The organism is Marilutibacter maris, assembly GCF_003233695.1.
Lineage (GTDB): Bacteria > Pseudomonadota > Gammaproteobacteria > Xanthomonadales > Xanthomonadaceae > Marilutibacter > Marilutibacter maris.
Window position 1 is genome coordinate 1,556,464 of sequence record NZ_CP029843.1, and the last position, 25,510, is coordinate 1,581,973.

The following is a 25,510-nucleotide window of genomic DNA, read 5'->3' on the forward strand; positions in this document are numbered from 1 at the left end:
CGCATCGCAGATGCGAATGGGGGTGTGGAGGCGCAACGGCGGGGCTCAAGGTTTGCGTGGCAGACTTTGGGGATTCCCGGGCGCAGCCCGGGGATCGTCGCTCACGCCGTTCCTAGGTCATGGGCAGCCGTGGCGGCGTCTGCTGAAGCGCGTCACCACCAGCCCCACCACGGCCAGGGCGCCGGGTGGGTGATCACGTCGACCTGTTCGCGGACCGGCCACAGGTAGACGACGTCGGCTTCGACCATCGGGAAGCGATAGCTGTAGCCGCCGATCTGGCGGTCCTCGTAGCCGGCGATGCGGCCGGTGAAGGTGACCTCGCGACCGGCCTCGAACACCGCCGGGTCGTAGAAGCCGTTGCGGCACGCGATGAAGCGGCCACCGGTGTCGTCCGAGGCCCAGTACGGGCGCGCGTTGGCATTGAGCCGGGTCGACAGCACCTCGAAGCAGGTGCGGTTCTCCTTGGGCTCGACCTGGATCACCCGGCCGCCCCAGCGCACGGTGGCGCCGCTCATTTCGCTGTCGACCGCCATGCGCGGCGTGATCGGACTGTAGTCGCCCTGCAGCGGCTGTGGCTGGGTAGCGCAACCGGCGACCAGCGCGGCGGCCAGGACGGCGATGGACAGTCTTGGACGAAGCTTCATCGGTGTTCTCCCGGAATACGTTGGGGGCGTGGGCGATGGCGGCGCAAGGCCCGGATCAGGTCCCTCAGGCGTTGCGGCCCACCCGGCCCGGCCTGAGTGCCAGCGTAGCGCCATTCGACGAAACGTTGGCTGAGTTCGTTCAGCTCCGGTGCCAGATCCGGTCGTGCGGCGGCGACGCGCCGGTTCCAGTCGCCGACGGTCTCGGAGGCGGCGCGGCCCAGACCCAGCCGCGTGTAGCGTCGATCGAGCCGGTGCCAGGCACGCAGCAGCGGATCGCGCTCGCGTTCGCCGCGGTGGCTCAGCCAGGCCATCCACAGCACCGCGATCGAGGCCGCCAGCGCGAACAGCAGGATCATCTGCCGCGGCTCCAGGCGCTCGATGCCCATCGGCTTGAGCAGGCGACGCTGGCGGTCGGCGTCGAAGCCGAGCACGAAGTCGTTCCAGCCGCGGCGCAGCCAGTCGCCCAGTTCCAGCGCGGGCGTCACGTTGGCGAGGCCGCCGAGCAGGCCACCGGCGCCGGGCGCGCGGTCGGCGAGGGTGTCGTAGATGCGTTCGGGCGCGACCGCGGCGGTCGGGTCGACCCGGACCCAGCCGCGGCCCTGCAGCCAGACCTCGGCCCAGGCATGGGCATCGGAGCGCCGGACCAGCCAGTAGTCGCCGATCCGGTTGTAGTAGCCACCGGTATAGCCGGTGACCACGCGGGCGGGAATGCCGGCCGAGCGCATCAGCACCACGAACGAACCGCTGAAGTGCTCGCAGAACCCGGCCTTGTAGTCGAACAGGAACTCGTCGGTCGAGTGCCGGCCCAGCAGCGGCGTGGTCAGGGTGTAGGCGAACTCGCGCTGGATCCAGTCCAGGGCGCGGCGGACGATCGCGGCGTCGTCGGCGCCGGCGTCCCGGCGCCATTGTTCGGCCAGGGCGCGGGTGCGCGGGTTGAAGCCTTCCGGCAGGGCCAGGGCGCGCCCGCGCAGCACGGCTCCGAGGTCGGCGTCGTAGCGGGCAGGGGGCGCCGACTGCATCCGCCAACGGGTCAGCGAGGTCAGCGAGCGTGGCGAGAACAGGCTGTGGTCGACCGCCAGCCGGCTGCCGTCGGGCGCCGCGCGCAGCAGGTCGAGCGACACCAGCAGACGGTTGTCGGTCGGCTCGACCTCGATCTCGTAGTCCCAGCCGCGCGTGGCCGGTTCCACCGTCGCCGGCGGCAGGCCGCGCAGCCAGCGCGGCTGGGTCCATTCGCGGCCGTCGAAGTCCCACAGCACCGGTCCACGCCAGTACATCTGCGAGGTCGGTGGGGTGGCGCCGAAGAACTTCACCCGCAGCGTCGGAGTGTCGTCGGCCATCAGGTCGACCCATTCGCCCGGACGCATGCTGTCCGACAGCCCCGGACGCGCCAGCACCCGGTCGGGAATGCCCCACAACGGGCTGCCCAGGCGCGGGAACAGCCAGAACGCCGCCAGCGCCAATGGCAGGCCGATCGCGCACAGGCGCCCGACCGCGACCAGCCGCCGCCAGGACAGCGGCGCTCCGCCGGGGTCGCCGGCTTCGACGTCGGCCAGCCGTTGCAGGGTCACCAGCACCGCCAGCGAGGCGCCCATGGCGAGCAGCAGGCTCAGCGGGCCCTGGTCGAGCAGGAAGGTCGCGAAGGGCGCGAACAACGCGAATCCCAGCAGGCTGCGGGCGTCGCGCAGGGTGTAGGTTTCCGATGGCTTGGCCGCGATCATCGCCGCCAGCAACGCGCAGCCGGTGTCGCGGCCGAAGCTGAAGCTCGTCATCGTCATCACCGTGCCGATCAGCGCCAGCACCAGCAGCAGTCGCAACGGCCCCGGCATCGGGCGCCGCCACGACACCGCGGCCATGACGATCGCGGTGACCGCGACCAGGACGGCGAGGCCGGCGGGCATCTGCAGCAACAGCGGCAGCAGGCACAGCGCCGCGGTGGCCAGTACCGCGACGCGGGAGGCATCGTCGATCCTGCCGCGCTCGCGATGGCGGCCGGGCGCGGCGGCGATGGCGTGCGCGCTAGCCATGCGGCATCAACGCCAGGGTGCGCAGACAGGCGTGCCGGTGCTGCACGCCGTGGTCGGGGCCGAGCGCGGCCTGGCCCGGCACCACCAGGCGGTAGCGGCGGCCTTCCCGCTCGGCCAGGTCGACCCAGCGCGCCAGTCGCGCGATCCGCTGTTCGTAGCCCAGCCCGGAAGTGCTGGGCCAGTCCAGCACGACCTCGGCACCCAGCGGCTGTTCGTATTCGCGCACGATCAGCCGTCCGCGCCGGGCGGATGCCTTCCAGGCGATCGCCCGGCGGGCGTCGCCGGTCCGATAGTCGCGCAGTTGATGGACGTCCTCGCCGCTGGCCTTCATGCGCGAGCGGGTCGCCTCGCCACGGCCGTCGGGCAGGGCCGGGCCGCTGCTCTCCGGGGCCGGGTAGACCAGCAGCGGGGCGACCGGCCATACGTAGGCCCAGGCCCGCGCCAGCCCCAGCGGCCGGGTGGTCGAGATGCGCAGGCGCGGCAGGTCCAGCCAACCGCGACGAAGGGTCGGCAGTTCGATATCGGCCTCGCCGCGCTGGGCGGTCAGGTTCAGCACCTCGCCGGGCGCGGCGGGGCCCTGCGGCAGCTCCCAGTCCACCTGCAGGCCGCGCCGGACCCGACCGGGCCTGGCGCGCGCATGCACGCGCAGGCGCAGCGGGGTGCCGGCCGGAACCGACTCGGCGTCGACCGCGATGATCTCCAGCCCGCTGAGCTGCAGTTGCGCGGCGATCAGGCTGGCCAGCGCGACGCCGCCCAGCAGCAGCGACAGCAGCAGGGCGGGGTTGTTGTTGTAGTTCAACGCGCCCATGCCCATGACCGCGAGCAGGGTCGCGAAGAACAACCCGAAACGGGTCGGCAGGACATAGATGCGGCGGCGATCGAACATCGCCGGCAGCGGCTCCGGATCGCGCGGGCGCGTCCACCGCAGCGCCCGCAGCCGCCAGCGGTTGGCGCGGATGCGGATGCGGTCGGGCAGGGAGGCGGGCGTGCCGGTCGCGGGCGCGCCGGTTGGCGCAGCCATCGGCATCAGTCCACCGGTACCGCGTGCAGGATCGACTTGGCCAGCGTGGCGTCGCTGCCGGCGTCGGCGTCGGCCACCAGGCGGTGCGCCGCGACCGGAATGAACAGGTTCTGCACGTCTTCCGGCAGCACATGCTGGCGACCCAGCAACAGGGCGTGGGCGCGGGCGGCGCGCAGCAGTGCCAGTCCCGCCCGTGGCGACAGGCCGACCCGCACGCCCGGGTGCTTGCGGCTCTGCGCGAGCAGGGCCTGCACGTACTGGATCAGCGCTTCGCTGGCATGCACCGAGGCCGCCGCCTCGCGTGCCGCCAGCACCTCTTCGCCGCCCAGCAGCGGCTGGGTCCGCGCGATCAGTACACGGCGGTCGGCGCCGGCGAGCAGGTCGCGCTCGGTCTGGTCGTCCGGGTAGCCCAGGCTCAGGCGCAGCAGGAAGCGGTCCAGCTGCGAGTCGGGCAGCGGGTAGGTGCCCGACAGGTCGACCGGGTTCTGGGTGGCGATGACGAAGAACGGTTCCTGCAACCTGTGGGTGGTGCCGTCGACGGTGACCTGATGCTCGGCCATGGCCTCGAGCAGGGCGCTCTGCGTCCGCGGCGGCGCGCGGTTGATTTCGTCGGCGAGCAGCACCTGGGTGAACACCGGGCCCGGGTGGAACTCGAACTGCCGCGCCTGGGCGTCGAACACCGACACGCCGACCACGTCGGCCGGCAGCAGGTCGGAGGTGAACTGCACGCGCTGGAACTCCAGCCCGAGGGTCGCGGCGAGCGCGTGAGCGAGGGTGGTCTTGCCGAGTCCGGGCAGATCCTCGATCAGCAGGTGGCCGTCGGAGAGCAGGGCGACGAAGGCGAGACGGACTTCGAGCGGTTTGCCCAGCACCAGGGTGTTGACCTGGGTTATCGCACGGTCAAGTGACGTGCGCAGGTCATCGGTTAGCATGACGGCCCTTGCGGGGGTCGAGGCCATTCGCTTCTCCTCTGCGATTTCGAACCGGGCCCAGCGTCGCTGCTCGGACCCCAATCCTTCAGAGTGTAGCGAGGTCGAGTGGCATGCGTGATCCGGGCATGCGCGAATTGGACGCGCGCGGCGTCGAGCGGACGCGTTTCGCATTCCTGGCACTGTTCTTCGCGGTGATGCTGCTCAAGCTGCTGGTCGCCATGCGGCTGCCGCTGTTCGTCGACGAGGCGTTCTACTGGCAGGAAGGCCAGCACCTGGCCCCGGCCTATTCGGACCTGCCCGGACTGACCGCCTGGCTGACCCGGCTCGGCGTCGCGGTGGCCGGCGACAGCACGCTGGCACTGCGACTGCCGTTCCTGTTGCTGTCGGCCTGCGTGCCCTGGCTGGCGGTCAGGATCGCCGCGCGCGAGTTCGGCGCGCGCGAGGGCTGGCTCGCCGGCAGCCTGGCGTTGTTGCTGCCGTTGTCGGGGTCGTTGGGACTGCTGGCATTGCCGGACGCGGCGATGGCGGTCGCGACCCTGCTGTGCGTGGACGCAGGCGCGCAGCTGTTGCGCCGGGTCGATGCCGCCACCGTGCTGGAGCTCGCGGGCGGATTGGCGATCGGCGCCCTGAGCCACTATCGCTTCATCGCCGTGATCGGGGTCGGGTTCGTGGCCCTGCTGTTGCTGCCGGACGGGCGGCGGGTGCTGCGCGATGTGCGGGTGTGGACCGCGATCGCATTCGGCGCGGCGGCGTGGATGCCGCTGGTGGCCTGGAACTTCGACAACGCCGACGCCGGCCTGAGGTTCCAACTGGTCGATCGTCATCCATGGGCATTCCATGTCGACGGCATCCTGTTCCTGGCGATCCAGGCGCTGCTGGTGACGCCGCTGCTGTTCGCCGCCATGGCGATCGCCGGCAAGCGCGCGTTGTCGGCCGAGCGCACGCAGTCGCGCTACTTCGCCTGGCTCGGGGTGCTGGTGGTGGCCGGCTTCTTCGTGCTGGGTTTCTTCGCCGATACCGAGCGGGTCAGCTTCCATTGGCCGTTGCCGGGATATCTGGCGTTGTTGCCGCTGCTGCCGGCGGTGATCCTGCGCTGGCCCAGGCCGGGTCGCATCGCGTTGTGGAGCACCGCCGGCATCGGCCTGGTCGCGGTGCTGGGCTACTACGTCGCGGTGTCGGTGCCCGACGTGCGTGCGCGGGCCGCGGCCGAGAAGTGGTACCCGTCCAACTTCGCCGGCTGGGACGCGCTGGCGGCCGCGGTGCGCGAGGAGCGCGCGGCGATGCCGGCCGACACCCTGCTGGTGGCGGACAATTTCAAGGTCGGCGCCGAGCTGGGGTTCGCGCTGGGCGATGCCGAGATCCCGGTGCTCGACCACCCGCTCAACCATTTCCACGGCCGCGCGCCGCAGCTTCGCCTGTGGGGCCTGGCCAGCGCCGGACGCGAGGACTGGGACGGGCGACCGGTCCTGCTGGTGGTCGCCGCCAGCGAGGTCCGATATCGCGAACTGCTGGAGCGCTACCACGCCCTGTGCGCGATGGTCGGCCCGCTGCCGCCGCCGCGGGTGCTGAACGTCGATCATGGCCGGCAACGCTTCCTGCTGTTCCGCATGCCGGGCGCGACCGCTGCGCAGGCGGCCGGCGACGGCGAGGCTTCGAGCCGCCGCGAGCCGGCTTCGGCAACCTGCGTCGCGCCGGCAATGGCATGGATGACGACGCCGGAAACCGGCCAGCGCATCGACGGCACGGTCGAGGTGACCGGCTGGGCCTTCAAGGAGGGCGTCGGCCTGGCCGCGGTCGAACTGATGGTGGACGGGCATCCGGTCGGCGAGCTGGAGTACGGCCTGGACGACCCCGGGGTCGCGGCCTACTGGCGGATATCCAACGACCCGCAGCATCCGCGGGTCGGATTCAGGGGCGAGCTCGACACCGGCACCCTGACGCCCGGACGCCACTGGATCGGCCTGCGCCTGCGCGGTCGCGACGGCAGTGTCGAGGACTGGTCGGAGCAGCCGGTGATGGTGGCGCCCTGAGGCGTCGCGCCGTCAGGGCAGGCGGTAACCGGCCGCGCGCAGCAGGCGCGCGGTCCGGATCAGCGGCAGGCCGACCAGGGCGGTGGGGTCGTGTGTGCGGATCGCCTCGAACAGGCAGATGCCCAGTCCCTCGCACTTGAAACTGCCGGTGCAGTCGTAGGGCTGTTCGGCATCGACGTAGCGCGCGATCTCCTCGTCCTGCAGCGGCCGCAACACGACCTCGGTCAGGTCGGTCGCCAGCGCCGGCGCATGGCCGGCACGGGTCACGCAGACGCTGGTGTGGAAACGGACCGATCGGCCCGACATCGCCGACAGTTGCGCGATCGCGGCGTCGCGGTGGCCGGGTTTGCCCAGCGGCCGGCCGTCGAGCTCGGCGACCTGGTCGGAGCCGATCACCCAGGCGTCGGGGCGGCTCGCGGCCACCGCTTCGGCCTTGGATGCCGCCAGTCGGGCGGCCAGCGCATCCGGCGGCTCGTTCGCATGCGGCGACTCGTCGACCCGCGGTCGCGCGGTCTCGAACGGCAGCCGCAGCCGCGTCAGCAGCTCGCGGCGGTAGACCGACGTGGAGGCCAGGATCAGCGGTGCGGTCATCGGCCGGCTCAGGTCTGCGGCGCGCGCGCTTCTTCGATCCGGTCGAGCTGGCGCTCGATCCGCTCGCGGGCGTTGTCGATGCCGCTGCGCACCTCCTGCAGATCGTCGAGGCTGGCGGCATTGCCGTGATCGCGCAGCCACAGGCGCTGGCGCAGCATTTCGCGCAGCGCGTCCTGGACCGGGTCCTCGGGCTGGTCGCCGGCGACCGCCTCGATCTCGTCTCGGGCGATTCTGAGACGGTCTTCGAGCGCATCGGCGGCATCCAGGATCTCGCGGACCGCACGACGCCGGCGCAGGTGCCGGACCAGCATGATCAGGGCGACGACGGCGGCCGCCGCGATGGCAAACAGGATGAGGGTCAGGATCACGGCGACTGCGGGCGCGGATGAGCCTCCAAGTCTGCCGTGAGCGCCGGGGCGGGGCAAATCGCCGACCCGGCCGGCCGCCGGCTGAAGGCGGCCGCTGAACGGGTTTGACACAGGGGTGGGGCATCCTTAACATTCAGCGGCTTATGTCCGCTGATGTGCCACGAGTTCAGGTGCCCGAGTTGCTGGATGCCTGGCGCATGGTGTCCGCGCGGCGCGGTGTCGAGGGTCGGCTGCCGCTGTCCTCGCTGACCCGTCTGGCCGGCAGTCTGGTCGATACCGAAGGCGAGGTTTCGTATTCGCTGGATTTCGACAGGGACGCGTTGCAGGTGCCTTATGTCGAGCTGCGTATCGACGCCGAGCTGCCGCTGCTTTGCCAGCGCAGCCTGCAGCGTTTCCTGTTGCCGGTAAAGATCGTGCAGCGGCTCGGCCTGATCCGCTCCGAGGCGGACGAGGCCGCGCTGCCGCCGGACTACGAACCGCTGCTGATGCCCGCCGACGGCATGTTGCAGGGCGCCGGGCTGGTCGAGGATGAATTGATCCTGGCCGTCCCGGTCGTGCCGACGATGCCCGGCACGGAAGCGATGGAGCGTGACTGGCCGGCCCCCGAGGGCGAAGTCGAGCGCGCCAACCCGTTCGCTGCGTTGTCGGCGTTGAAGAAGTCCAAGTGACGTCCGGCTGTAAACGACATCCGCTGTAACCGACATACTCGTCAACATCTACCTAGTTCTTACGACCTAGTTTTTCCGGAGCAAGACCATGGCTGTCCAGAAGTCGAAAGTTTCCCCGTCCAAGCGCGGCATGCGCCGTTCGCACGATTCGCTGACCAGCAAGCAGCTGGCCACCGATCCGACCACCGGCGAGACCCACCTGCGTCACCACGTCACCGCCGACGGCTACTACCGCGGCAAGAAGGTGATCGACACCAAGAGCCGGGTCGCCGACGAGGAGTAATCTCCTCGCAGGCCGCCGCGCCGGGCCAAGGTGCGGCGGCTTCGTCCTTTGCGGCCGCGATGCCGCGAAGGCGGTCGCCGTTTCCAGCCGGATGCGGAGCCGTCCCGCCCGATACCGCATTGCGCGGGCGTCGCGTGCGATCCGGTCCCGCCGGTTGCCAGGCGGCTCCAGTATCAGCGTGTCCATTGCCAGCTAGGCTGGCGGCTATTGCAATCGCCGGGCGTGATGCCGGCCGGGAGTGGCTTGATGAGTGAGCGGCAACAGGTGGAGCAGGGCGCGGATGCGCAGGCGGGAAGGATTTTCTCGCGCATTGCGGGCACGGGCAGCTATCTGCCGGAGAAAGTGCTGACCAACGACGATCTGGCCAAGATCGTCGACACCAGCGACGAGTGGATCGCCGCCCGTACCGGCATCCGCGAGCGTCATGTTGCCGCCGAGGGCGAGACCACCTGCGATCTGGCGTTCCATGCCGCGACCCGCGCGCTGGAGGCGGCCGGCGTCGATGCCTCCGAGCTCGACCTCATCGTGCTCGGCACCACCACGCCCGACCTGATCTTCCCGTCGACCGCCTGCCTGCTGCAGCATCGCCTCGGCGCCAATGGCTGCCCGGCCTTCGACGTCAATGCCGCCTGCTCGGGCTTCGTCTACGCGTTGACCGTCGCCGACAAGTTCATCCGCTCCGGCGCGGCCCGCACCGTGCTGGTGGTCGGTGCCGAGACCCTGACCCGCATGCTCGACTGGGACGACCGTTCGACCTGCGTGCTGTTCGGCGACGGTGCCGGCGCGGTCGTGCTCAAGGCCGACAGCGAGACCGGCATCCTCAGCACCCACATGCATGCCGATGGCGGCAAGAAGGAGCTGCTGTGGAACCCGGTCGGCGTTTCGGTGGGCTTCAAGCCCGGCGAGCACAATGCCGGCGTCAAGGTGCTGATGACCGGCAACGAGGTCTTCAAGCATGCGGTCAAGGCGCTCGACTCGGTGGTCGAGGAGGCGCTGGAGGCCAACGGCCTGGACCGTCACGACATCGACTGGCTGATCCCGCATCAGGCCAACCTGCGCATCATCGAGGCCACCGCCAAGCGCCTGGACATGCCGATGGAGCGGGTGGTGGTGACCGTCGACAGGCACGGCAACACTTCCTCGGGTTCGGTGCCGCTGGCGCTGGACGAGGCGGTGCGCTCCGGCCGGGTCCAGCGCGGCCAGCTGGTGTTGCTGGAGGCCTTCGGCGGCGGTTTCACCTGGGGTTCGGCGCTGCTGCGCTACTGACCCGGGCCGCGCCCGTCCGCGCGTCGCAATCCGAACGCCCCGCCTGTGCGGGGCGTTTTCTTTGGGTCCTGCGATATCGGGCCGGGCGCCCACGTCCGTTCCACGGTGGCGGCGGCTCCCGGCCCTGTTACCCGTCGTCGCGGCGCATGTCCGAGCGTGGCGCCAGGGCAGTCGACAGCCGTCACCCCGCTCCGGAGGTGGCCCCGTTCACGCGCGTATCGCGCCGTGGATCCGCGAATCCTGCATCGCCTGATTCCAACAGGTGAAGGCTCGTCAACATCCGGCGCGCGGGCACCATCCGTGTGCGTCAGTTCACGGAATGGATGTGGATCGCATGGCGAACGCGATCTCTTGATCCGATCGAGATGCTTTCAAGACGCAGAAATGATGCCGGCGAAGATGCTGGCGTGATCGCTGCGATCTATACCGTCGGACGCACGATGGAGCAGGTGCTCTGAATTCACACGGCCAACGATCGCTGTCGGACGCCAGCGGGCGTTCCTCGGTCCAAGAATCGATCCGAGACGTGTCGGGAACATGACACCGCGATGTCGTGCCTTGCCTCCGGCAAGAGCAGGCGCCCGCTGGCACTGGGGGCGCCGACGGGGAGCGAGAGAAGCAGGCAGAAGAGGCGAGGGCGGTTCCGGCCTCCGGGATTGCTGTTGTCGAGCCCCTGGCGGGGCCGTGCGATTGCCGGGCCGGATATTGAAGCACTTCGAAGATCGACTTCCATCCTAAGGAGCTTTAGCCAGATGAATGCATTTCGTGTTGGAAACGGCAGGAAGACCCTGCTGGCGGCCGCGACCGCCGTGGCCTTGTTCGCCGGGACCGCTTCGGCGCAGGGCGTTACCGCGTCGATGGACGATACGGGCGGGTACGACTCGTTTATCGTCAAGTACCGCAACGGATCGGCCGAGCGCAACGACAGCGGCGCGTTGATGCGCGCCTTCAACCAGAACGGGCGTGGCCTGGGCGCGATCCGCAGCGCCAAGGGGCAGGCGCTGGCGTTTGCCCACGGCCGCAAGCTGGCGACCGGCGCCGACCTGGTGCGTGCCAACCGCAAGCTGGACCGGGTCGAGGCCGAGGCGTTGATGCGCCAGATCGCCCAGGACCCGAATGTCGAGTACGTGCAGCCGAACTACCTGATGCGTGCGCTGGCGACCCCGAACGACACCCGATACGCCGAGCAGTGGCACTACGCCAACAGCGCCGTCGGCGCGCGTCTGCCGACCGCCTGGGACCAGTCCCAGGGCGATGGCGTGGTGGTCGCGGTGGTCGATTCGGGCATCCTTGCGCACCCGGATCTGGACGCGAACATCCTGCCGGGCTACGACATGATCACCAGCGTGAACGGCTACAGCGCGTTCCAGTGCGCCTCGATCGGCGCCTCGGCCGGTTGCGGCGGCTCCGGCGATGGCGACGGTCGCGATGCGGATGCGACCGACTCGTCCGATATCGTGCACGGTACCCATGTCGCGGGCACGGTCGCGGCGGTGACCAACAACGGTTCCGGCGTCGCCGGCGTCGCCTATCGGGCGAAGGTCGTTCCGGTGCGCGTGCTGGGCAATGACGGACTGGGCGACACCGCCGACATCGCCGACGGCATCGTCTGGGCGTCGGGCGGCAACGTCGCCGGATTGCCGGCAAACGCCAATCCGGCCGAGGTCATCAACCTGTCCCTGGGCGGTGATCGTCCCTGTTCGGACACCCCGGCCTACCAGGACGCGGTGAATGCCGCGATCGCCCGGGGCAGCGTCGTGGTCGCCGCGGCCGGCAACAGCAACATCGACGTCTCCGGCGCCACCCCCGCAAGCTGCGCCAACGTGATCTCGGTGGCCGCCAGCGACATCAGCGGCAATCGTGCCTGGTATTCCAGCTATGGCGCGAGCATCGACATCACCGCCCCCGGTGGCGAGACCTGCTCGCCGAACTCCGAGTTCCTGGCGCTGGGCGAGTCGCCCAGTGGCAAGTGCACGCGCAGCCACAAGAGCCAAGGCGTGTTGTCGACCGTGGAGGGCAACGGCTACGACTTCTATCAGGGCACTTCGATGGCGAGCCCGCACGTGGCCGGCGTCGTCGCCCTGATGCAGGCCGCGGCCGCCACGCCGAAGACACCCGACCAGGTGCGCCAGATCCTGGCCGATACCGCCCGCCCGATCTCCGCGGCGAAGTGCCCCGGCGGTTGCGGTCCGGGCCTGATCGATGCCGCGGCGGCGGTCGCGGCGGCCGCTGGCGGCAACGTGCCGGACCCCGATCCCGATCCGGTCGATCCGCCGGCCGGTCCCCAGACCTACAGCAACACCGGCGACTATCAGATCCGCGACTACACCACGGTCGAGAGCCCGATCAGCGTCAGCGGTCGCAGCGGCAACGCCCCGACCGATGCGGTCATCGCGGTGGATATCCGCCACACCTATCGCGGCGACCTGCGGGTCGACCTGGTCGCGCCCGACGGTTCGACCTATCTGCTGGCGAACTACTCCGGCGGCTCGGCCGACAACATCATCGGCAGCGCGACCCTGAACCTGTCGTCGGAGACCCTGAACGGCACCTGGAAGCTTCGTGTCCGCGACAGGGCGGGCGGCGACATCGGTTACATCAACGAGTGGAGCCTGACCTTCTGATCGTCCTGTCCATGAACTGATCGCCCGGCCGTTGCGGTCGGGTGGTGTGCCGTCCCTGTGCCCCGGTGCCTTGCGCGCCGGGGCACTTTTTTCGATCGCCGCACGGCATGCGGACGCCACGAGTCCGGTCGGACCGCGTCCGGTCACGATGATCTCGCCCGACTATCGCCGTTTCGACCATACGCCAAGGGCTGCAACAGTACGCAGGGGTACAGACGCCACGGGGCTTTCGCCCGTATCATGCACGCCCCGCTTCACAGGGTTCGTGCGTGACCGAAACCATGACCACCGCAGCCGCTTCCGATCCTTCGCTGGCGTTCGTGTTTCCCGGGCAGGGTTCGCAGTCGCTTGGCATGCTCGCCGAGCTGGCCGCCGAGGCCCCGGGCATCGAGGAGACCTTCGCCGAGGCCAGCGAGGGTGCCGGCGTCGACCTGTGGGCATTGAGCCAGCAGGGGCCGGAGGACGAGCTCAACCGCACCGAGTTCACCCAGCCGGCCCTGTTGGCGGCCGGGGTCGCGGTGTGGCGTCTGTGGAATGCGCGCGGTGGCGCGCGTCCGGCACGCCTGGCCGGCCACAGCCTGGGCGAGTACAGCGCCCTGGTCGCGGCCGATGCGCTGTCGCTGGTCGACGCCGCGCGCCTGGTGCGGCTGCGCGGACAACTGATGCAGGCCGCCGCTCCGGCGGGTACCGGTGCGATGGCGGCGGTTCTCGGTGCCGAGGACGCGCTGGTCGAGGAGGTCTGCGCGGCGGTGTCGAGCGATGCCGCGGTGGTGGTGCCGGCCAATTTCAATTCGCCCGGCCAGGTCGTGATCGGCGGACATGCGGCCGCGGTCGATTCGGCCCTGGTGCGACTCGCCGAGCGCGGCGTGCGCAAGGCGGTCAAGTTGGCCGTCAGCGTGCCCTCGCACACGCCGTTGATGCGCGATGCCGCCGACCGGCTCGCGGTCGCGATGGACGAACTCGCCTGGTCGGTGCCGACGCTGCCGGTGGTGCAGAACGTCGACGCGCGGATTCATGACGGTGTCGACGCGATCCGCGACGCCCTGGTCCGGCAACTGTATCTGCCGGTGCGATGGACCGGTTGCGTGCAGGCGCTGGCCGCGTCCGGGGCGACCCGGATCGCCGAGTGCGGTCCGGGCAAGGTGCTTGCCGGCCTGGCCAAGCGCATCGACAAGGCGCTGGACGCGCGTGCGATCGGCGCCCCGGCGGACTTCGCCAAGGCGACCGAAGACTGGCGCTGATCGAGACACGGCGCTTCTGCAACGCAGGACACACTCCGCACGGATTCGCGATGGCGCACGCCATCGGTATCATCGGTGCGATCCGTGCCTGTCCGAACCCTTCGTGTCTGTCCGAACCCCATTGAGAGGATTGAGATGAGCAACGCACCCCTTGCCGGCGAGATCGCCCTGGTCACCGGCGCCAGCCGAGGCATCGGCGCCGCGATCGCCGACGAACTCGCAGCCCAGGGCGCGACCGTCATCGGCACCGCGACCTCCGAAGCCGGTGCCCAGGCGATCGCCGCGCGGCTGTCCGCGCACGGCGGCCACGGCCGTGTCGTCGACGTCGCCGATGCGGCGTCGATCGACGCGCTGATCGACGGCATCGGCAAGGAGATCGGCCCGGTCTCGATCCTGGTCAACAATGCCGGCATCACCCGCGACAATCTGCTGATGCGGATGAAGGACGAGGACTGGCAGGCGATCCTCGACACCAACCTGTCCAGCGTCTATCGCACCAGCAAGGCGGTGATGCGTTCGATGATGAAGGCGCGCCGCGGCCGCATCATCAATATCGCCTCGGTGATCGGGGTGACCGGCAACGCCGGCCAGGCCAACTACGCCGCGGCCAAGGCCGGCATCATCGCCTTCAGCAAGTCGCTGGCGAAGGAGATCGGTTCGCGCGGGGTCACCGTCAACGTGGTCGCGCCGGGCTTCATCGACACCGACATGACCCGCGCCCTGCCGGAAGACGCGAAGGGCGCGATGCTCGGGCAGATCGCGCTGGGCCGTTTCGGCGAGCCGGCCGACATCGCCCGCGCGGTCGCGTTCCTGGCCGGCCCGTCGGCGGCCTACATCACCGGCGAGACCCTTCATGTCAACGGCGGCATGTACATGCCCTGAGACCCGGGTCTCACATATAAGCGGCTGATTGCAAAGTATTTTCCAGGGGGCGCACCCGAGCCCCGATTCCATTAGACTATTCCGTCGAACATCCCGTCCGGGAGGAGTGAGAACCCATGAGCAGCATCGAAGAGCGCGTCAAGAAGATCGTCGTCGAACAACTCGGCGTTAAGGAAGAGGAAGTCACCAACAACGCTTCGTTCGTCGACGACCTCGGCGCGGACTCGCTCGACACCGTCGAGCTGGTGATGGCCCTCGAAGAAGAGTTCGAGTGCGAGATTCCGGACGAAGAGGCCGAGAAGATCACCTCGGTGCAGCAGGCCATCGACTACGTCAAGGCGCACGTCAAGGCCTGATCCAGACCTGGCGGGCAGGCCCCGCCAGGGCGGTTGCGACCCGGCGACAACGCGGGCGCGACCGCGCGCCACCCCGGGGCCGCATTGCGGCCCCGTGTTGTTCCGGGAGGCGATGCGCCCCCGCGCCCGGCGCAAACGCCGCGGCCGTGCCGGAGCCGGACGGGCTTTCCCGAAGGCTTTCCTGTAACGCGGATCGCCGACCATCCGGGCGCCCGGCGCAGCTTCCGCCGGCCCATTCCAACAGTTTTCCGGTGGCTGGCCGGCCGTACCCGGCAATGCCCCGCATTCGGAGTCATCAATGTCGAAACGTCGCGTAGTGGTTACCGGACTCGGCCTCGTGTCCCCGTTGGGCAACGATGTGGCCAGCAGCTGGGACGGCATCGTCAACGGCCGCTCGGGCATCGGCCCGATCAGTCACTTCGACGCCTCGGGTTTCACCACCCGCATCGCCGGCGAGGTGCGCGACTTCGACGTGACCCGCTGGGTCGGCGTCAAGGACGCGAAGAAGATGGACTCCTTCATCCATTACGGCGTCGCCGCCTCGCTGATGGCGATGGAGGATGCCGGTCTGGTGGTCGACGACTCCAATGCAGAGCGCATCGGCGCGCTGATCGGCTCCGGGATCGGCGGCATCCTCGGCATCGAGGAGCAGACCGTCAAATATCACGAGGGCGGTCCGCGCAAGATCTCCCCGTTCTACGTGCCCAGCACGATCATCAACATGCTGCCGGGCCAGGTTTCCCTGCTGACCGGCATCAAGGGGCCGAACTTCTCGGCGGTCTCGGCCTGCGCCACGTCGAACCATTCGATCGGCATGGCGATGCGCATGATCCAGTACGGCGACGCCGACGTGATGGTGGCCGGCGGCGCCGAGCGCGGCTCCTCGCCGACCTCGGTCGGCGGCTTCTGTTCGATGAAGGCGATGTCGACCCGCAACGACGATCCGACCCGCGCTTCGCGGCCGTGGGACAAGGAGCGCGACGGCTTCGTGCTCGGCGACGGCGCCGGCATCCTGGTGCTGGAGGAGTACGAGCACGCCAAGGCCCGCGGCGCGCGCATCTACTGCGAGCTGGCCGGTTTCGGCGCCAGCTCCGATGCCTTCCACATGACCGCGCCGAGCGAGAACGGCGAGGGCCCGGCGCGCTGCATGGCGGCGGCGTTCAAGGACGCGGGCATCAGTGCCGATCAGGTCGGCTACCTCAATGCGCACGGCACCTCGACGCCGCTGGGCGACCTCGCCGAGACCCTGGCGATCAAGCGCGCGCTCGGCGATCACGCCTACAAGACCATGGTCAGTTCGACCAAGTCGATGACCGGCCACCTGCTCGGTGCCGCGGGCGGCGCCGAGGCGATCTTCTCGGTGCTGGCGCTGCACCACGGCATCATCCCGCCGACCGTCAACCTCGACGAGGCGGGCGAGGGCTGCGACCTCGACTACGTGCCCAACACCGCGCGCGAGGCGAAGGTCGACGTGACCGTCTCCAATGGCTTCGGATTCGGCGGCACCAACGGCACCCTGGTGTTCAAGCGCGCCTGAGTCCGGCCATCGATGTGCCGCAACGATCCCCGCCGCGGCGGGGATCGTCGTTTCCGTGGCCCGCTGCGGCGACCGGGCGGTGCCGCCGGAAGCGTCCGGAATAGCGGACAATGTCCGGATGCTCCTGACCCGCCAGCTTCCCGCCGACCTCGACCTGTTGGCGCTGCACCGGACCGATCCGGCCCGTTATCCGCTGCTGCTGGAATCCAGCGCCCACGGTACCGCCCAGGGACGCTGGGACATGTTGCTGGTCGGGCGCGGCGAAGGACTGCGGCTGGACGCCGACGGCATCACCCGCGACCGCGAAGGCCGCGGTTTCGGACGCGACTTCCTGCAGGCGCTGGACCGGGTATGGGCGGCCGAACGCAGCCCGCGCGACGAGCCGCGCTGGCCGTTCCGCGGTGGTTGGGCCCTGTTGCTGGGCTACGAGCTGGCCGCCCAGGTCGAACCGGTGCTGGCACTGCCGCCGGCGCCGGGACGGATGCCGGTGGCGATGGCGCTGCGCTGTCCGGCCGCGGTCCTGCGCGACCACGTCAGCGGCGAATGCGTGGCGATCGCCGAGCCCGGTCATGACGACCTGCTCGAGAGCATCCACGCCGACTGCGGCCAGGCCGCGCGACTGGCCGCGCTGCCGCCCTGGCGCGCTCCGAGCCGGATCGAGGAGGAACCGCCGCAGCGCTATCTCGACGGTATCGCCCGGGTGCTGGAGTATCTGCGCGCCGGCGACGTGTTCCAGGTCAACCTGTCGCGCGCCTGGCATGCGCATTTCGATGCGGCGGTCGATCCGGCGGCGCTGTTCCAGCGGTTGCGCGAACACAATCCCGCACCGTTCGCGGGCGTGTTCGCGACTGGCCGGGGCAGTGTGGTCAGCGCTTCGCCGGAGCGGCTGGTGTCGGTGCGCGGCGATGTGGTCGAGACCCGGCCGATCGCCGGCACCCGGCCGCGCGCTGCCGGCGAGGACGATGTCGAGCGCATCCGCGAACTGGTCGGACACCCGAAGGAACGCGCCGAGCACGTGATGCTGATCGACCTGGAGCGCAACGATCTGGGGCGCGTATGCGCGCCGGGCAGTGTCGAGGTCGACGAGCTGATGACCGTGGAGAGCTATGCCCACGTGCACCACATCGTCAGCAATGTGCGCGGCCGCCTGCGCGACGACGCGACGCCGGGCGAGGTGATCCGCGCGGTGTTTCCCGGCGGCACGATCACCGGCTGTCCCAAGGTCCGCTGCATGCAGATCATCGCCGAGCTCGAGGGCGTGGGGCGCGGCGCCTATACCGGTGCGATGGGCTGGCTGAACCGCGACGGCGATCTGGACCTGAATATCCTGATCCGCAGTGCCGAGGTCGACGGTGCGATGCTGCGGTTCCGCACCGGCGCCGGCATCGTCGCCGATTCCGATCCGCAGCGCGAGCTGGAGGAGAGCCGGGCCAAGGCCCGCGGCACCCTGCGCGCGCTGGGCTGAACCGGCGGAAAGACGCGCCGCATGAAGGTCCGGGCCGGCAGGCCCGGCGTCGATATAACATCGCCATGAAGGGCCGTCATCGGCCGCCCGGGCCCGGATGAGGGACGATGAACGCCAGCGTTTCGGTCATTTTCCAGGGGAATCGCAGGATCGCGACGGTCGATCCGGCCGATCGCGGCCTGGCCTACGGCGACGGCCTGTTCGAGACCATGCGTGCGCATCGCGGCGAGCTGCCGTGGTGGGATGCGCACTGGGCGCGGCTGACGCTGGCGGCGGCGCGTCTGGACCTGCCGCTGCCGGACCCGGCCATGCTCCTTGGCGAGGCGCGGGCACTGCTCGCCGGCGACGACGGCGTGCTCAAGCTGCTGCTCACACGCGGTGTCGGTGGGCGCGGTTACGCGCCGCCGGTGCCGGCCGAGCCGACCGTGATGCTGTCGCGGCATCCGTTGCCGCCCCGGGCCCCGGCCCAGGGGCTGGCCGTGCGCTGGTGCGAGACCCGGCTGGCGTTGCAGCCGCGCCTGGCCGGGCTCAAGCACTGCAACCGGCTCGAGCAGGTGCTGGCGCGTGCGGAGTGGGACGATCCGCGGATCCACGAGGGCCTGATGCGCAGCACCGAGGGCGACGCGGTCTGCGCCACCGCCGCCAATCTGTTCGTGCTGCGCGAGGGGCGGTGGCGGACGCCGGCGGTCGATCGCTGCGGTGTGGCCGGCATCTGTCGTGGCTGGCTGCTGGGTGCGCTCGATGCGCTGGAGACGCGCCTGGATGTGACCGATGTCGAAACCGCGGACGCGGTTTTCCTGTGCAACGCCGTGCGCGGTATCCTGCCGGTGGTCCGACTCGGGGCACGGCAATGGACATTGCCCGCGCCTGAGTACCGGGAGGTGGCCGCGCTGCAGGCGCGGCTCGCCGCTGCACATCCCGCTTTCGTGATGGAGAACCTGTGAGTCGCAAAGTCCTGCGCCGCCTGGGTGCGGTCGTCCTGCTGCTGGTCGCGGTCGCCGCGGCCGCCGGTTTCTGGGCCTGGCAACGCTACCAGGGCTTCGCCGATCGCCCGCTGTCCAGTCTGCGGCCCGATTCGCAGCTGCTCGTCGAACGTGGCGATTCGCTGCCGACGGTGCTGCGCAAACTGCGCGGGCTGGGGGTGAGCGAAGGGCATCAGGCCGAGTGGCGGGTGCTGGCCCGCGAGCTGGGCGCGGCCGGCCGTCTGCAGGTCGGCGAGTACGCGCTGAGCCCGGGCATGAGCCCGCGCGACGTGTTGTTGGCGATGCGGGACGGCCGGGTCGTGCGTTACGCGTTCACGATCCTGCCCGGACGCAACATCCGCGAGCTGCGCGCCGCGCTGGCCAGGGCCGAACCGCTGGAGCAGGAGATCGCCGGGCTCGACGATGCGGCATTGATGGCCGCGCTGGGCCAGGCCGGCCAGCACCCGGAAGGGCGGTTCCTGCCGGAGACCTACCACTACACCCGCGGCGACAGCGATCTGGACCTGCTGCGGCGCGCCCATGCGGCGATGGGCCGGGCACTGGACGAGGCCTGGGTCGCGCGCAATCCCGACAGCGTGCTCGAGACGCCGGACCAGATGCTGACCCTGGCCTCGATCGTCGAGAAGGAAACCGGCATCGCCGAGGAGCGCGCACGGATCGCCGGGGTGTTCGAGCGGCGGCTGAAGATCGGGATGAAGCTGCAGACCGATCCGACCGTGATCTATGGCCTGGGCGCAGCCTACGACGGCAACATCCGTCGCCGCGACCTGGAAACCGATACGCCGTACAACACCTACACCCGGGCCGGCCTGCCGCCGACGCCGATCGCGATGCCCGGTGTCGATGCTCTGCAGGCGGTGGCCCGTCCCGACGACGGCGACGCACTGTACTTCGTCGCCCTTGGCGACGGCAGTGGCCGGCATGCGTTCTCGCGCACGCTCGCCGAGCACAATGCCGCGGTCGCACGCTACCTGCAGCGCTACCGTCAGGCACGCGCGGCCGAGCGCGCCGCGACGGCCGCGCAGGCGACCGGCACCGGGCCGGACGCGCCATGAGCCTGCGTGCCTGTCCGCGTCTGGTGAGCCTGGAAGGCGGCGAGGGCGCCGGCAAGTCGACCGTGCTCGACGCCCTGGTCGCGCACCTGCGGGCGAGCGGCGCCGAGGTGGTGGCGACCCGCGAGCCCGGTGGCACGCCACTGGCCGAGCAGATCCGCGAGTTGTTGCTGGATCCGCGCCACGAGCCGCCGGCGCCGGAGACCGAATTGCTGCTGGTGTTCGCCGCCCGTGCCCAGCACGTCCGCGAGGTCGTGCTGCCGGCCCTGCAGCGCGGCGCCTGGGTGGTCAGCGATCGCTTCACCGATGCCAGCTACGCCTACCAGGGCGCCGCGCGCGGTGGCGACATCGACTTCATCGCCGAGCTCGAGCGGCGGGTCGTCGGCATCGAGCCGGGGCTGACGCTGTTGCTCGACGTGCCGGTGACGGTCGGTCTGGAGCGCGCACGCCGACGCGGTGGCGCCGACCGCATCGAATCCGAGCAGGAGGTCTTCTTCGAGCGCGTCCGCGCCGGCTATCGCGCCCGCGCTGCCGCCATCCCCGAGCGTTTCCGTGTCGTCGACGCGAGCCGGCCGCCGGCCGAGGTCGCCGCCGAGGCGCTGCGGCACCTGCAGCGGCAGATCGAGGCGGCGGCATGATCGCGCGCGCGGACTTCGCCCCGTGGCAGGCACGGGCATGCGAACGCACCGTTGCCGCACTGGACGCGGGCCGCCTCGGCCACGGCCTGCTGTTCTGCGGTCCGGCCCTGCTCGGCAAGCATGCGGTGGCCGAGTACCTGGCCCGGCGCCTGCTGTGCAGCGGGCGGGCCGACGGCGGCGAGCCTTGCGGCGAATGCCGCGGCTGCCTGCTGCTCGCGGCCGGTTCGCATCCCGACTTCCGCAACGTGTCGTTCATCCCGACCCGCGACGGCAGCAAATTACGCACCGAGATCGTGATCGACCAGATCCGCGAGTTGTCCGCGCAACTGGCGTTGACGCCGCAGTACGGCGGCGCCCAGATCGCGATCCTCGACCCGGCCGACGCGATCAACACCGCGGCCGGCAACGCCCTGCTCAAGACCCTGGAGGAGCCGGTGCCGGGGCGCTATCTGTGGCTGGTCAGTGCGCAGCCGGCCCGGCTGCCGGCGACCATCCGCAGCCGTTGCCAGCGGGTCGAGTTTCGTCTGCCGCCCTACGACGAGGCACTGGCCTGGTTGCGGACGCAGGGGCACGACGAGGCCGATGCGAGCGATGCGCTGGAGGCCGCGCGCGGTCATCCGGGGCTCGCCCACCAGTGGTTGGAGGGCAATGGGCTGGATCTGCGCCGCGAGGTCGCCGAGGACCTGCAGCGGCTCGAACGGGGCCAGGCCTCGCCGCTGGAGACCGCGCAGCGCTGGACCGGCGACGAGGACGCGGCGCTGCGCCTGCGCCATGCCGCCGACCTGGCCGTTTTCGAGGCGTCGCGCTTGACCGACCCGGTGCGGACGCGCAGTCTGGCGACCTGGTTCGACAAGGCCAACCGCACCCGTGACCTGCTGTGCACCACCGTGCGCGCCGACCTCGCGGTGGTGGAGCTGCTGCTGGCGTGGCGGGCCGCGAATCGCCTGGGCGCGGGGGCCGCGGGCGGCAGCCGTCGAGGCTAGCGACGGCAGCTGGATGGCCGATAAAGGTATCTGGGATAGGGGACAGCGCGACAATGAACATCCAACACACAGGGAGCCGGGCATGAGCGGCGCAGGCGCAAGACAGGGCATCCTGACTCTGGCGATCAAGGACAAGGCCGCGCTCTACGGCGCCTACATGCCGTTCATCCGGGGCGGCGGCCTGTTCGTGGCGACGCCCAAGCGTTACTTCATCGGCGACGAGGTGTTCCTGCTGGTGACCCTGCCCGAGTCCAACGAGCGCATGCCGGTCGCCGGCAAGGTGGTCTGGGTGACCCCGGTCGGGGCCCAGGGCAACCGCCCGGCGGGAATCGGCGTGCAGTTCAACGAGAACGCCGAGGGCGAGGCGGTGAAGGGCAAGGTCGAAGCCCTGCTCGCCGGCCAGCTCAACTCGGACCGTCCGACCCAGACGATGTGAGGCCCGGCATGCGCATCGCAGGGTGGTGCCTGCCGGCGCTGATGGCGCTGGCCGGGTGCGCGATGGAGGCGGACGCCGGAGCGGTGCCGCCGGCGCGGGAAGGCGACGCGGGTCGGCATCAGGCGGACGCGTGCCCGCCCCGTCATCTGATCTACCTGCATGGCCGGATCGTGCAGGAGTCGGGCCGCCACGCGGTCAGCCCCGAGTTCGGTCCCTATCGCTTCGACGACATCGTCGAGGCGCTGGGCCAGCGCGGCGCCGTGGTCCATGCCGACCTGCGCGCGCCGGGCACGCAGTTGCAGGCGGCCGCCGATGCGGTCGTGGCCGAGGTGCGCGCGCTCAAGGCCACCGGTGTCGTCAGCGAGAACATCGGTGTGGTCGGTGCGTCCCAGGGCGCGATCATCGCCCTGATCGCCGCCGATCGGCTGGCCGACCCGCAGTTGCGGGTGGTGGCGATGGGCGCCTGCAACGACTGGGTCCGCGACGAACTGGCGCCGCGACCGAGCGGGTACCTGCTCGATATCCACGAACGCAGCGACAGCATCGCCGGCGGCTGTGCGGAGGTGTTCGCCGCCAGTCCGGGCATCACCGCCAGCCGCTCGCTCGAGCTAGACAACGGGCTTGGCCACGGCTTCCTGTACACGCCGCTGCCGGAATGGGTCGAGCCGACGCTGGACTGGACCGCGCCGGCGCAGTGCCGCTGAGTGCCATCGACGCGATCAGATAAGGCACTCCGCGGTCCTCATCGCGGCTTATGCCGCTCCTACGGGGTTTCCGAGGCATCCTCTTCCGCGCGAGCGGTCGGCTTTTTGCAGGAGCGGCGCAAGCCGCGATATCCGGCTGCGCGCGGATATCTCCCAATGTTTGCTGCACAAACCTCGGGCTCCGCCGTTGCGCTTCCACACCCCCATTCGTGCCCATGGCACGAATCGCCCCCTGACTCAGGGGGGAACGATATCCGGCTGCGCCCGGATATCTCCCAAAGTTTGCTGCGCAAACCTTGGGCCCCGCCGTTGCGCTTCCACACCCCCATTCGTGCCCATGGCACGAATCGCCCCCTGACTCAGGGGGGGACGATATCCGGCTGCGCGCGGATATCTCCCAAGGTTTGCTTCGCAAACCTTGGGCCCCGCCGTTGCGCTTCCACACCCCCATTCGTGCCTGCGGCACGAATCGCCCCCTGACTCAGGGGGCTGGGCCCATGCCGTACCGCATTTCGTAGGAGCGGCGTGAGCCGCGATGGGGCTTTCATGAGGCCGTTCGATCGCGGTTTGCGCCGCTGCTGCGGGGCCGCAGGAGCGGCGTGGTGGGTACGGTCGTCGGCGGAGCTCAGTCGTGCAGGGCGGGGTTGTCCCAGCCCGGCCGCGGTGCGAACCGTTCGCCGTGGCTGGCCTGCAGGGCCTTGAGCTTTTCGACCAGCTTCGCCGCGCCGGTCTCGCGGATGTACTGGATCGGGCCACCGCGGAACGGGGCGAAGCCGGTGCCGAATATCACCCCGGCGTCGAGCAGGTCGGCATCGGCGACCACGCCGTCGTGCAGGCAGGCCACCGCTTCGTTGAGCAGCGGCAGGATCAGGCGATCCTCCAGGTCGGCCGGCGCCTTGTAGTCCTTCGCCAGTTCCGGCTTGACCGGTCTGCTGCCCTTGTCGGTCTGCTCCCACTTGTACAGGCCCTGGCCGTCCTTCTTGCCGCGCTTTCCGGCCTCGACGCTGCCCAGCGACGCGGGCACCTGCAGGCCGAGGAACGGCGCCAGCTCGGCGCCGACGCCGGCGGCGACGTCCAGGCCGACGGTGTCGATCAGCTCGATCGGTCCCATCGGCATCCCGAACTTGACCGCGGCCTTGTCGATCGCCGCGCCCGGAATGCCCTCCGAGAACGCGGTCGCGGCCTCCAGCATGTACGGGAACAGCACCCGGTTGACCAGGAAGCCGGGCGTGCCGGCGACCGGGACCGGCAGCTTGTCGATCGCGCGGCAGAACGAGGCCAGCCGCTTGCGGGTCGCCTCGGCGACCTGATCGTGGTCGATGATCTCCACCAGCGGCATCAGCGCGACCGGGTTGAAGTAGTGCAGGCCGGCGAACTGCGCCGGACGCTGGATGTGCTCGCGCAGCTCGGTCAGCGGGATCGACGAGGTATTGGTGGTCAGCAGCGCGTCGGCCTTCATCTTCGGCTCCAGCGTCGCGTACAGCTCGCGCTTGGCCTCGGGATTCTCGATGATCGCCTCGATCACCAGGTCGGCCCCGGCGACCGCCTCGCCGGCCAGGTCGCCGCGCAGCCGCGCGTTGACCTGTTCGCGCTTGCCCTCGTCCTTGACCTTCTTTTCGAACAGTGCGCGGCCGCGGCTGAGCGCGCCGTCGATGAAGCGCTGCTCGCGGTCCTGCACGGTCACCTCGAAGCCCTTGTAGGCCGACCAGGCGGCGATGTCGCCGCCCATCACGCCGGCGCCGACCACGTGCACCCGGGCGATGCCGTGATCCTTGCCGCCCTGGCTCTTGAGCCGTTCCTGCAGGAAGAACACCCGGATCAGGTTGCGTGCGGTCGGGGTCGAGGACAGCTTGACCACCGACTTGCGCTCGGCCGACAGCAGGCTCTGGATGCCGCCGCCGGCGCGCTTCCAGGTGTTGATCAGCGCGTAGGGCGCGGGGTAGTGGTCCTTGCGCGCCTTGCGTGCGACCTGCTTGACCAGCATCGGCGCCAGCGCCTGGCGCGCCGCCCAGGTGTTGCTGGCCCAGGCCATGAAGCGCTGCTTGAACGGACGGGCGCCGCCGCGCAGGGCGAGCTTGGCCGCTTCGTCGACCAGCACCGGTTCCTCGGCGGTCTTGTCGACCAGGCCGGTCGCGCGCGCGGCCGACGCCGACAGGCTGCGGCCGGTCAGCATCATGTCGAACGCGGACGGTGCGCCGACCAGCCGCGGCAGCCGCACGCTGCCGCCCCAGCCGGGGTAGATGCCGAGCTTGACCTCGGGCAGGCCGATCCGGGTCGACGGGCTCTTGCTGGCGATCCGGTAGTCGCAGGCCAGCGAAATCTCGGTGCCGCCGCCCATGCAGAAGCCGTGGATCGCGGCGACGGTCGGGCAGGGCAGCTCGGCCAGCCGCTGGAACACCTGCTGGCCGCGGCGGATCGCGTCGCCGACCGTGCCCTTGACGTCGAACTCGGCGAATTCCTTGATGTCGGCGCCGGCGATGAAGCCGCTGGGCTTGGCCGAGGCCAGCACCAGGCCCTTGGGCGGGTCCATCGCCAGCCGTTCGAGCAGGCTGTCGAGTTCGATCAGGACGTCCTGGGAAAAGGTGTTGACCGCCGCGTCGGCGCGGTCGAAGGAAAGCACGAGGACGCCGTCCTCGCGGAGCGAGGTCTGCCAGTGCTGGAAGCGTAGACCGTCGAGGCCAGCGATCATGTGCTGCACCATCCGTTAACGTATGGGAGGCCGATATCATCCCGAGGATGTTTCGTCGCCGTCAAATGTATCCCGGTTGCCCCCGGTTTTCCG

The 25,510-nt window shown here is 70.2% G+C and carries 23 protein-coding genes; 16 read left to right on the top strand and 7 right to left on the bottom strand.

Annotated features, from left to right (window positions below; translation table 11 throughout):
- Positions 1–152: 152 nt before the first annotated feature.
- From C9I47_RS06895 to C9I47_RS06910, 4 genes are all read right to left on the bottom strand, one after another.
- On the bottom strand, positions 153–644 hold the full coding sequence (locus C9I47_RS06895) for a Slp family lipoprotein (protein WP_111266086.1): 492 nt from the start codon (positions 642–644) through the stop codon (positions 153–155).
- On the bottom strand, positions 641–2,668 hold the full coding sequence (locus C9I47_RS06900; protein WP_111266087.1) for a transglutaminase TgpA family protein: 2,028 nt from the start codon (positions 2,666–2,668) through the stop codon (positions 641–643). Before C9I47_RS06900 ends, C9I47_RS06895 begins: the two co-directional genes overlap by 4 nt.
- Positions 2,661–3,554 carry a DUF58 domain-containing protein gene (locus C9I47_RS06905; protein WP_223250350.1) on the bottom strand — a complete coding sequence of 298 codons (894 nt, stop codon included), beginning with the start codon at positions 3,552–3,554 and terminating at the stop codon, positions 2,661–2,663. Before C9I47_RS06905 ends, C9I47_RS06900 begins: the two co-directional genes overlap by 8 nt.
- A gap of 140 nt (positions 3,555–3,694) precedes the next feature.
- Positions 3,695–4,648 (bottom strand): AAA family ATPase, encoded by a 954-nt coding sequence (locus C9I47_RS06910; RefSeq protein WP_170288185.1) that lies wholly within the window; start codon positions 4,646–4,648, stop codon positions 3,695–3,697.
- A gap of 98 nt (positions 4,649–4,746) precedes the next feature.
- Here C9I47_RS06910 and C9I47_RS06915 point away from each other — a divergent pair, with 98 nt between their 5' ends.
- Positions 4,747–6,651, top strand: a complete 1,905-nt coding sequence (locus C9I47_RS06915; RefSeq protein ID WP_111266088.1) for an ArnT family glycosyltransferase — start codon at positions 4,747–4,749, stop codon at positions 6,649–6,651.
- Between the two features lie 12 nt (positions 6,652–6,663).
- Here C9I47_RS06915 and C9I47_RS06920 read toward each other — a convergent pair whose 3' ends face one another.
- Both C9I47_RS06920 and C9I47_RS06925 read right to left on the bottom strand, forming a co-directional pair.
- Positions 6,664–7,242, bottom strand: a complete 579-nt coding sequence (locus C9I47_RS06920; RefSeq protein ID WP_111266089.1) for a Maf family protein — start codon at positions 7,240–7,242, stop codon at positions 6,664–6,666.
- A gap of 8 nt (positions 7,243–7,250) precedes the next feature.
- Positions 7,251–7,610, bottom strand: a complete 360-nt coding sequence (locus tag C9I47_RS06925; RefSeq protein ID WP_111266090.1) for a hypothetical protein — start codon at positions 7,608–7,610, stop codon at positions 7,251–7,253.
- Positions 7,611–7,753: 143 nt separating this feature from the next.
- On the opposite strand from C9I47_RS06925, the gene C9I47_RS06930 reads away from it, so the two are divergent.
- The 15 genes from C9I47_RS06930 to C9I47_RS07000 all read left to right on the top strand — a co-directional run bounded on the left by C9I47_RS06930 (position 7,754) and on the right by C9I47_RS07000 (position 22,728).
- Positions 7,754–8,278 (top strand): YceD family protein, encoded by a 525-nt coding sequence (locus tag C9I47_RS06930; RefSeq protein WP_111266091.1) that lies wholly within the window; start codon positions 7,754–7,756, stop codon positions 8,276–8,278.
- 88 nt (positions 8,279–8,366) lie between these two features.
- Positions 8,367–8,561, top strand: coding sequence for a 50S ribosomal protein L32 (gene rpmF, locus C9I47_RS06935; RefSeq protein WP_111266092.1), 195 nt, complete (start codon positions 8,367–8,369; stop codon positions 8,559–8,561).
- 246 nt (positions 8,562–8,807) lie between these two features.
- Entirely contained in the window at positions 8,808–9,827 is a 1,020-nt protein-coding gene (locus C9I47_RS06940) for a beta-ketoacyl-ACP synthase III (RefSeq protein ID WP_111266093.1), read from the top strand.
- Between the two features lie 752 nt (positions 9,828–10,579).
- Positions 10,580–12,451 (top strand): S8 family serine peptidase, encoded by a 1,872-nt coding sequence (locus tag C9I47_RS06945; RefSeq protein ID WP_223250312.1) that lies wholly within the window; start codon positions 10,580–10,582, stop codon positions 12,449–12,451.
- A 281-nt stretch (positions 12,452–12,732) separates the two neighbouring features.
- Positions 12,733–13,692 carry an ACP S-malonyltransferase gene (gene fabD / locus C9I47_RS06950; protein WP_111268011.1) on the top strand — a complete coding sequence of 320 codons (960 nt, stop codon included), beginning with the start codon at positions 12,733–12,735 and terminating at the stop codon, positions 13,690–13,692.
- 135 nt (positions 13,693–13,827) lie between these two features.
- Complete coding sequence (gene fabG, locus C9I47_RS06955; protein ID WP_111266094.1) at positions 13,828–14,574, top strand: 3-oxoacyl-ACP reductase FabG; 747 nt, start codon at positions 13,828–13,830, stop codon at positions 14,572–14,574.
- A gap of 116 nt (positions 14,575–14,690) precedes the next feature.
- Complete coding sequence (acpP, locus tag C9I47_RS06960) at positions 14,691–14,930, top strand: acyl carrier protein (protein WP_036135371.1); 240 nt, start codon at positions 14,691–14,693, stop codon at positions 14,928–14,930.
- Positions 14,931–15,228: 298 nt separating this feature from the next.
- On the top strand, positions 15,229–16,467 hold the full coding sequence (fabF, locus tag C9I47_RS06965) for a beta-ketoacyl-ACP synthase II (protein ID WP_111266095.1): 1,239 nt from the start codon (positions 15,229–15,231) through the stop codon (positions 16,465–16,467).
- A 118-nt stretch (positions 16,468–16,585) separates the two neighbouring features.
- The gene (locus tag C9I47_RS06970; protein WP_111266096.1) at positions 16,586–17,932 is read left to right on the top strand and encodes an aminodeoxychorismate synthase component I; all 1,347 of its coding nucleotides are present in this window, start codon (positions 16,586–16,588) and stop codon (positions 17,930–17,932) included.
- A gap of 107 nt (positions 17,933–18,039) precedes the next feature.
- Positions 18,040–18,876 carry an aminodeoxychorismate lyase gene (pabC, locus tag C9I47_RS06975; RefSeq protein WP_111266097.1) on the top strand — a complete coding sequence of 279 codons (837 nt, stop codon included), beginning with the start codon at positions 18,040–18,042 and terminating at the stop codon, positions 18,874–18,876.
- Positions 18,873–19,970, top strand: a complete 1,098-nt coding sequence (mltG, locus tag C9I47_RS06980; RefSeq protein ID WP_111266098.1) for an endolytic transglycosylase MltG — start codon at positions 18,873–18,875, stop codon at positions 19,968–19,970. Before pabC ends, mltG begins: the two co-directional genes overlap by 4 nt.
- Positions 19,967–20,605 (top strand): dTMP kinase, encoded by a 639-nt coding sequence (gene tmk, locus C9I47_RS06985; RefSeq protein ID WP_111266099.1) that lies wholly within the window; start codon positions 19,967–19,969, stop codon positions 20,603–20,605. The genes mltG and tmk overlap by 4 nt, the downstream gene beginning before the upstream one ends.
- Positions 20,602–21,588: a DNA polymerase III subunit delta' gene (locus C9I47_RS06990; RefSeq protein WP_111266100.1), complete on the top strand. Its 987-nt coding sequence runs from the start codon at positions 20,602–20,604 to the stop codon at positions 21,586–21,588. Before tmk ends, C9I47_RS06990 begins: the two co-directional genes overlap by 4 nt.
- 82 nt (positions 21,589–21,670) lie before the next feature.
- On the top strand, positions 21,671–22,024 hold the full coding sequence (locus C9I47_RS06995) for a PilZ domain-containing protein (RefSeq protein WP_111266101.1): 354 nt from the start codon (positions 21,671–21,673) through the stop codon (positions 22,022–22,024).
- A gap of 8 nt (positions 22,025–22,032) precedes the next feature.
- On the top strand, positions 22,033–22,728 hold the full coding sequence (locus C9I47_RS07000) for a hypothetical protein (protein WP_145985443.1): 696 nt from the start codon (positions 22,033–22,035) through the stop codon (positions 22,726–22,728).
- Positions 22,729–23,353: 625 nt separating this feature from the next.
- Here the strand turns inward: C9I47_RS07000 and C9I47_RS07005 are convergent.
- Positions 23,354–25,417 (bottom strand): 3-hydroxyacyl-CoA dehydrogenase NAD-binding domain-containing protein, encoded by a 2,064-nt coding sequence (locus tag C9I47_RS07005; protein ID WP_111268012.1) that lies wholly within the window; start codon positions 25,415–25,417, stop codon positions 23,354–23,356.
- Positions 25,418–25,510 lie beyond the last annotated feature (93 nt).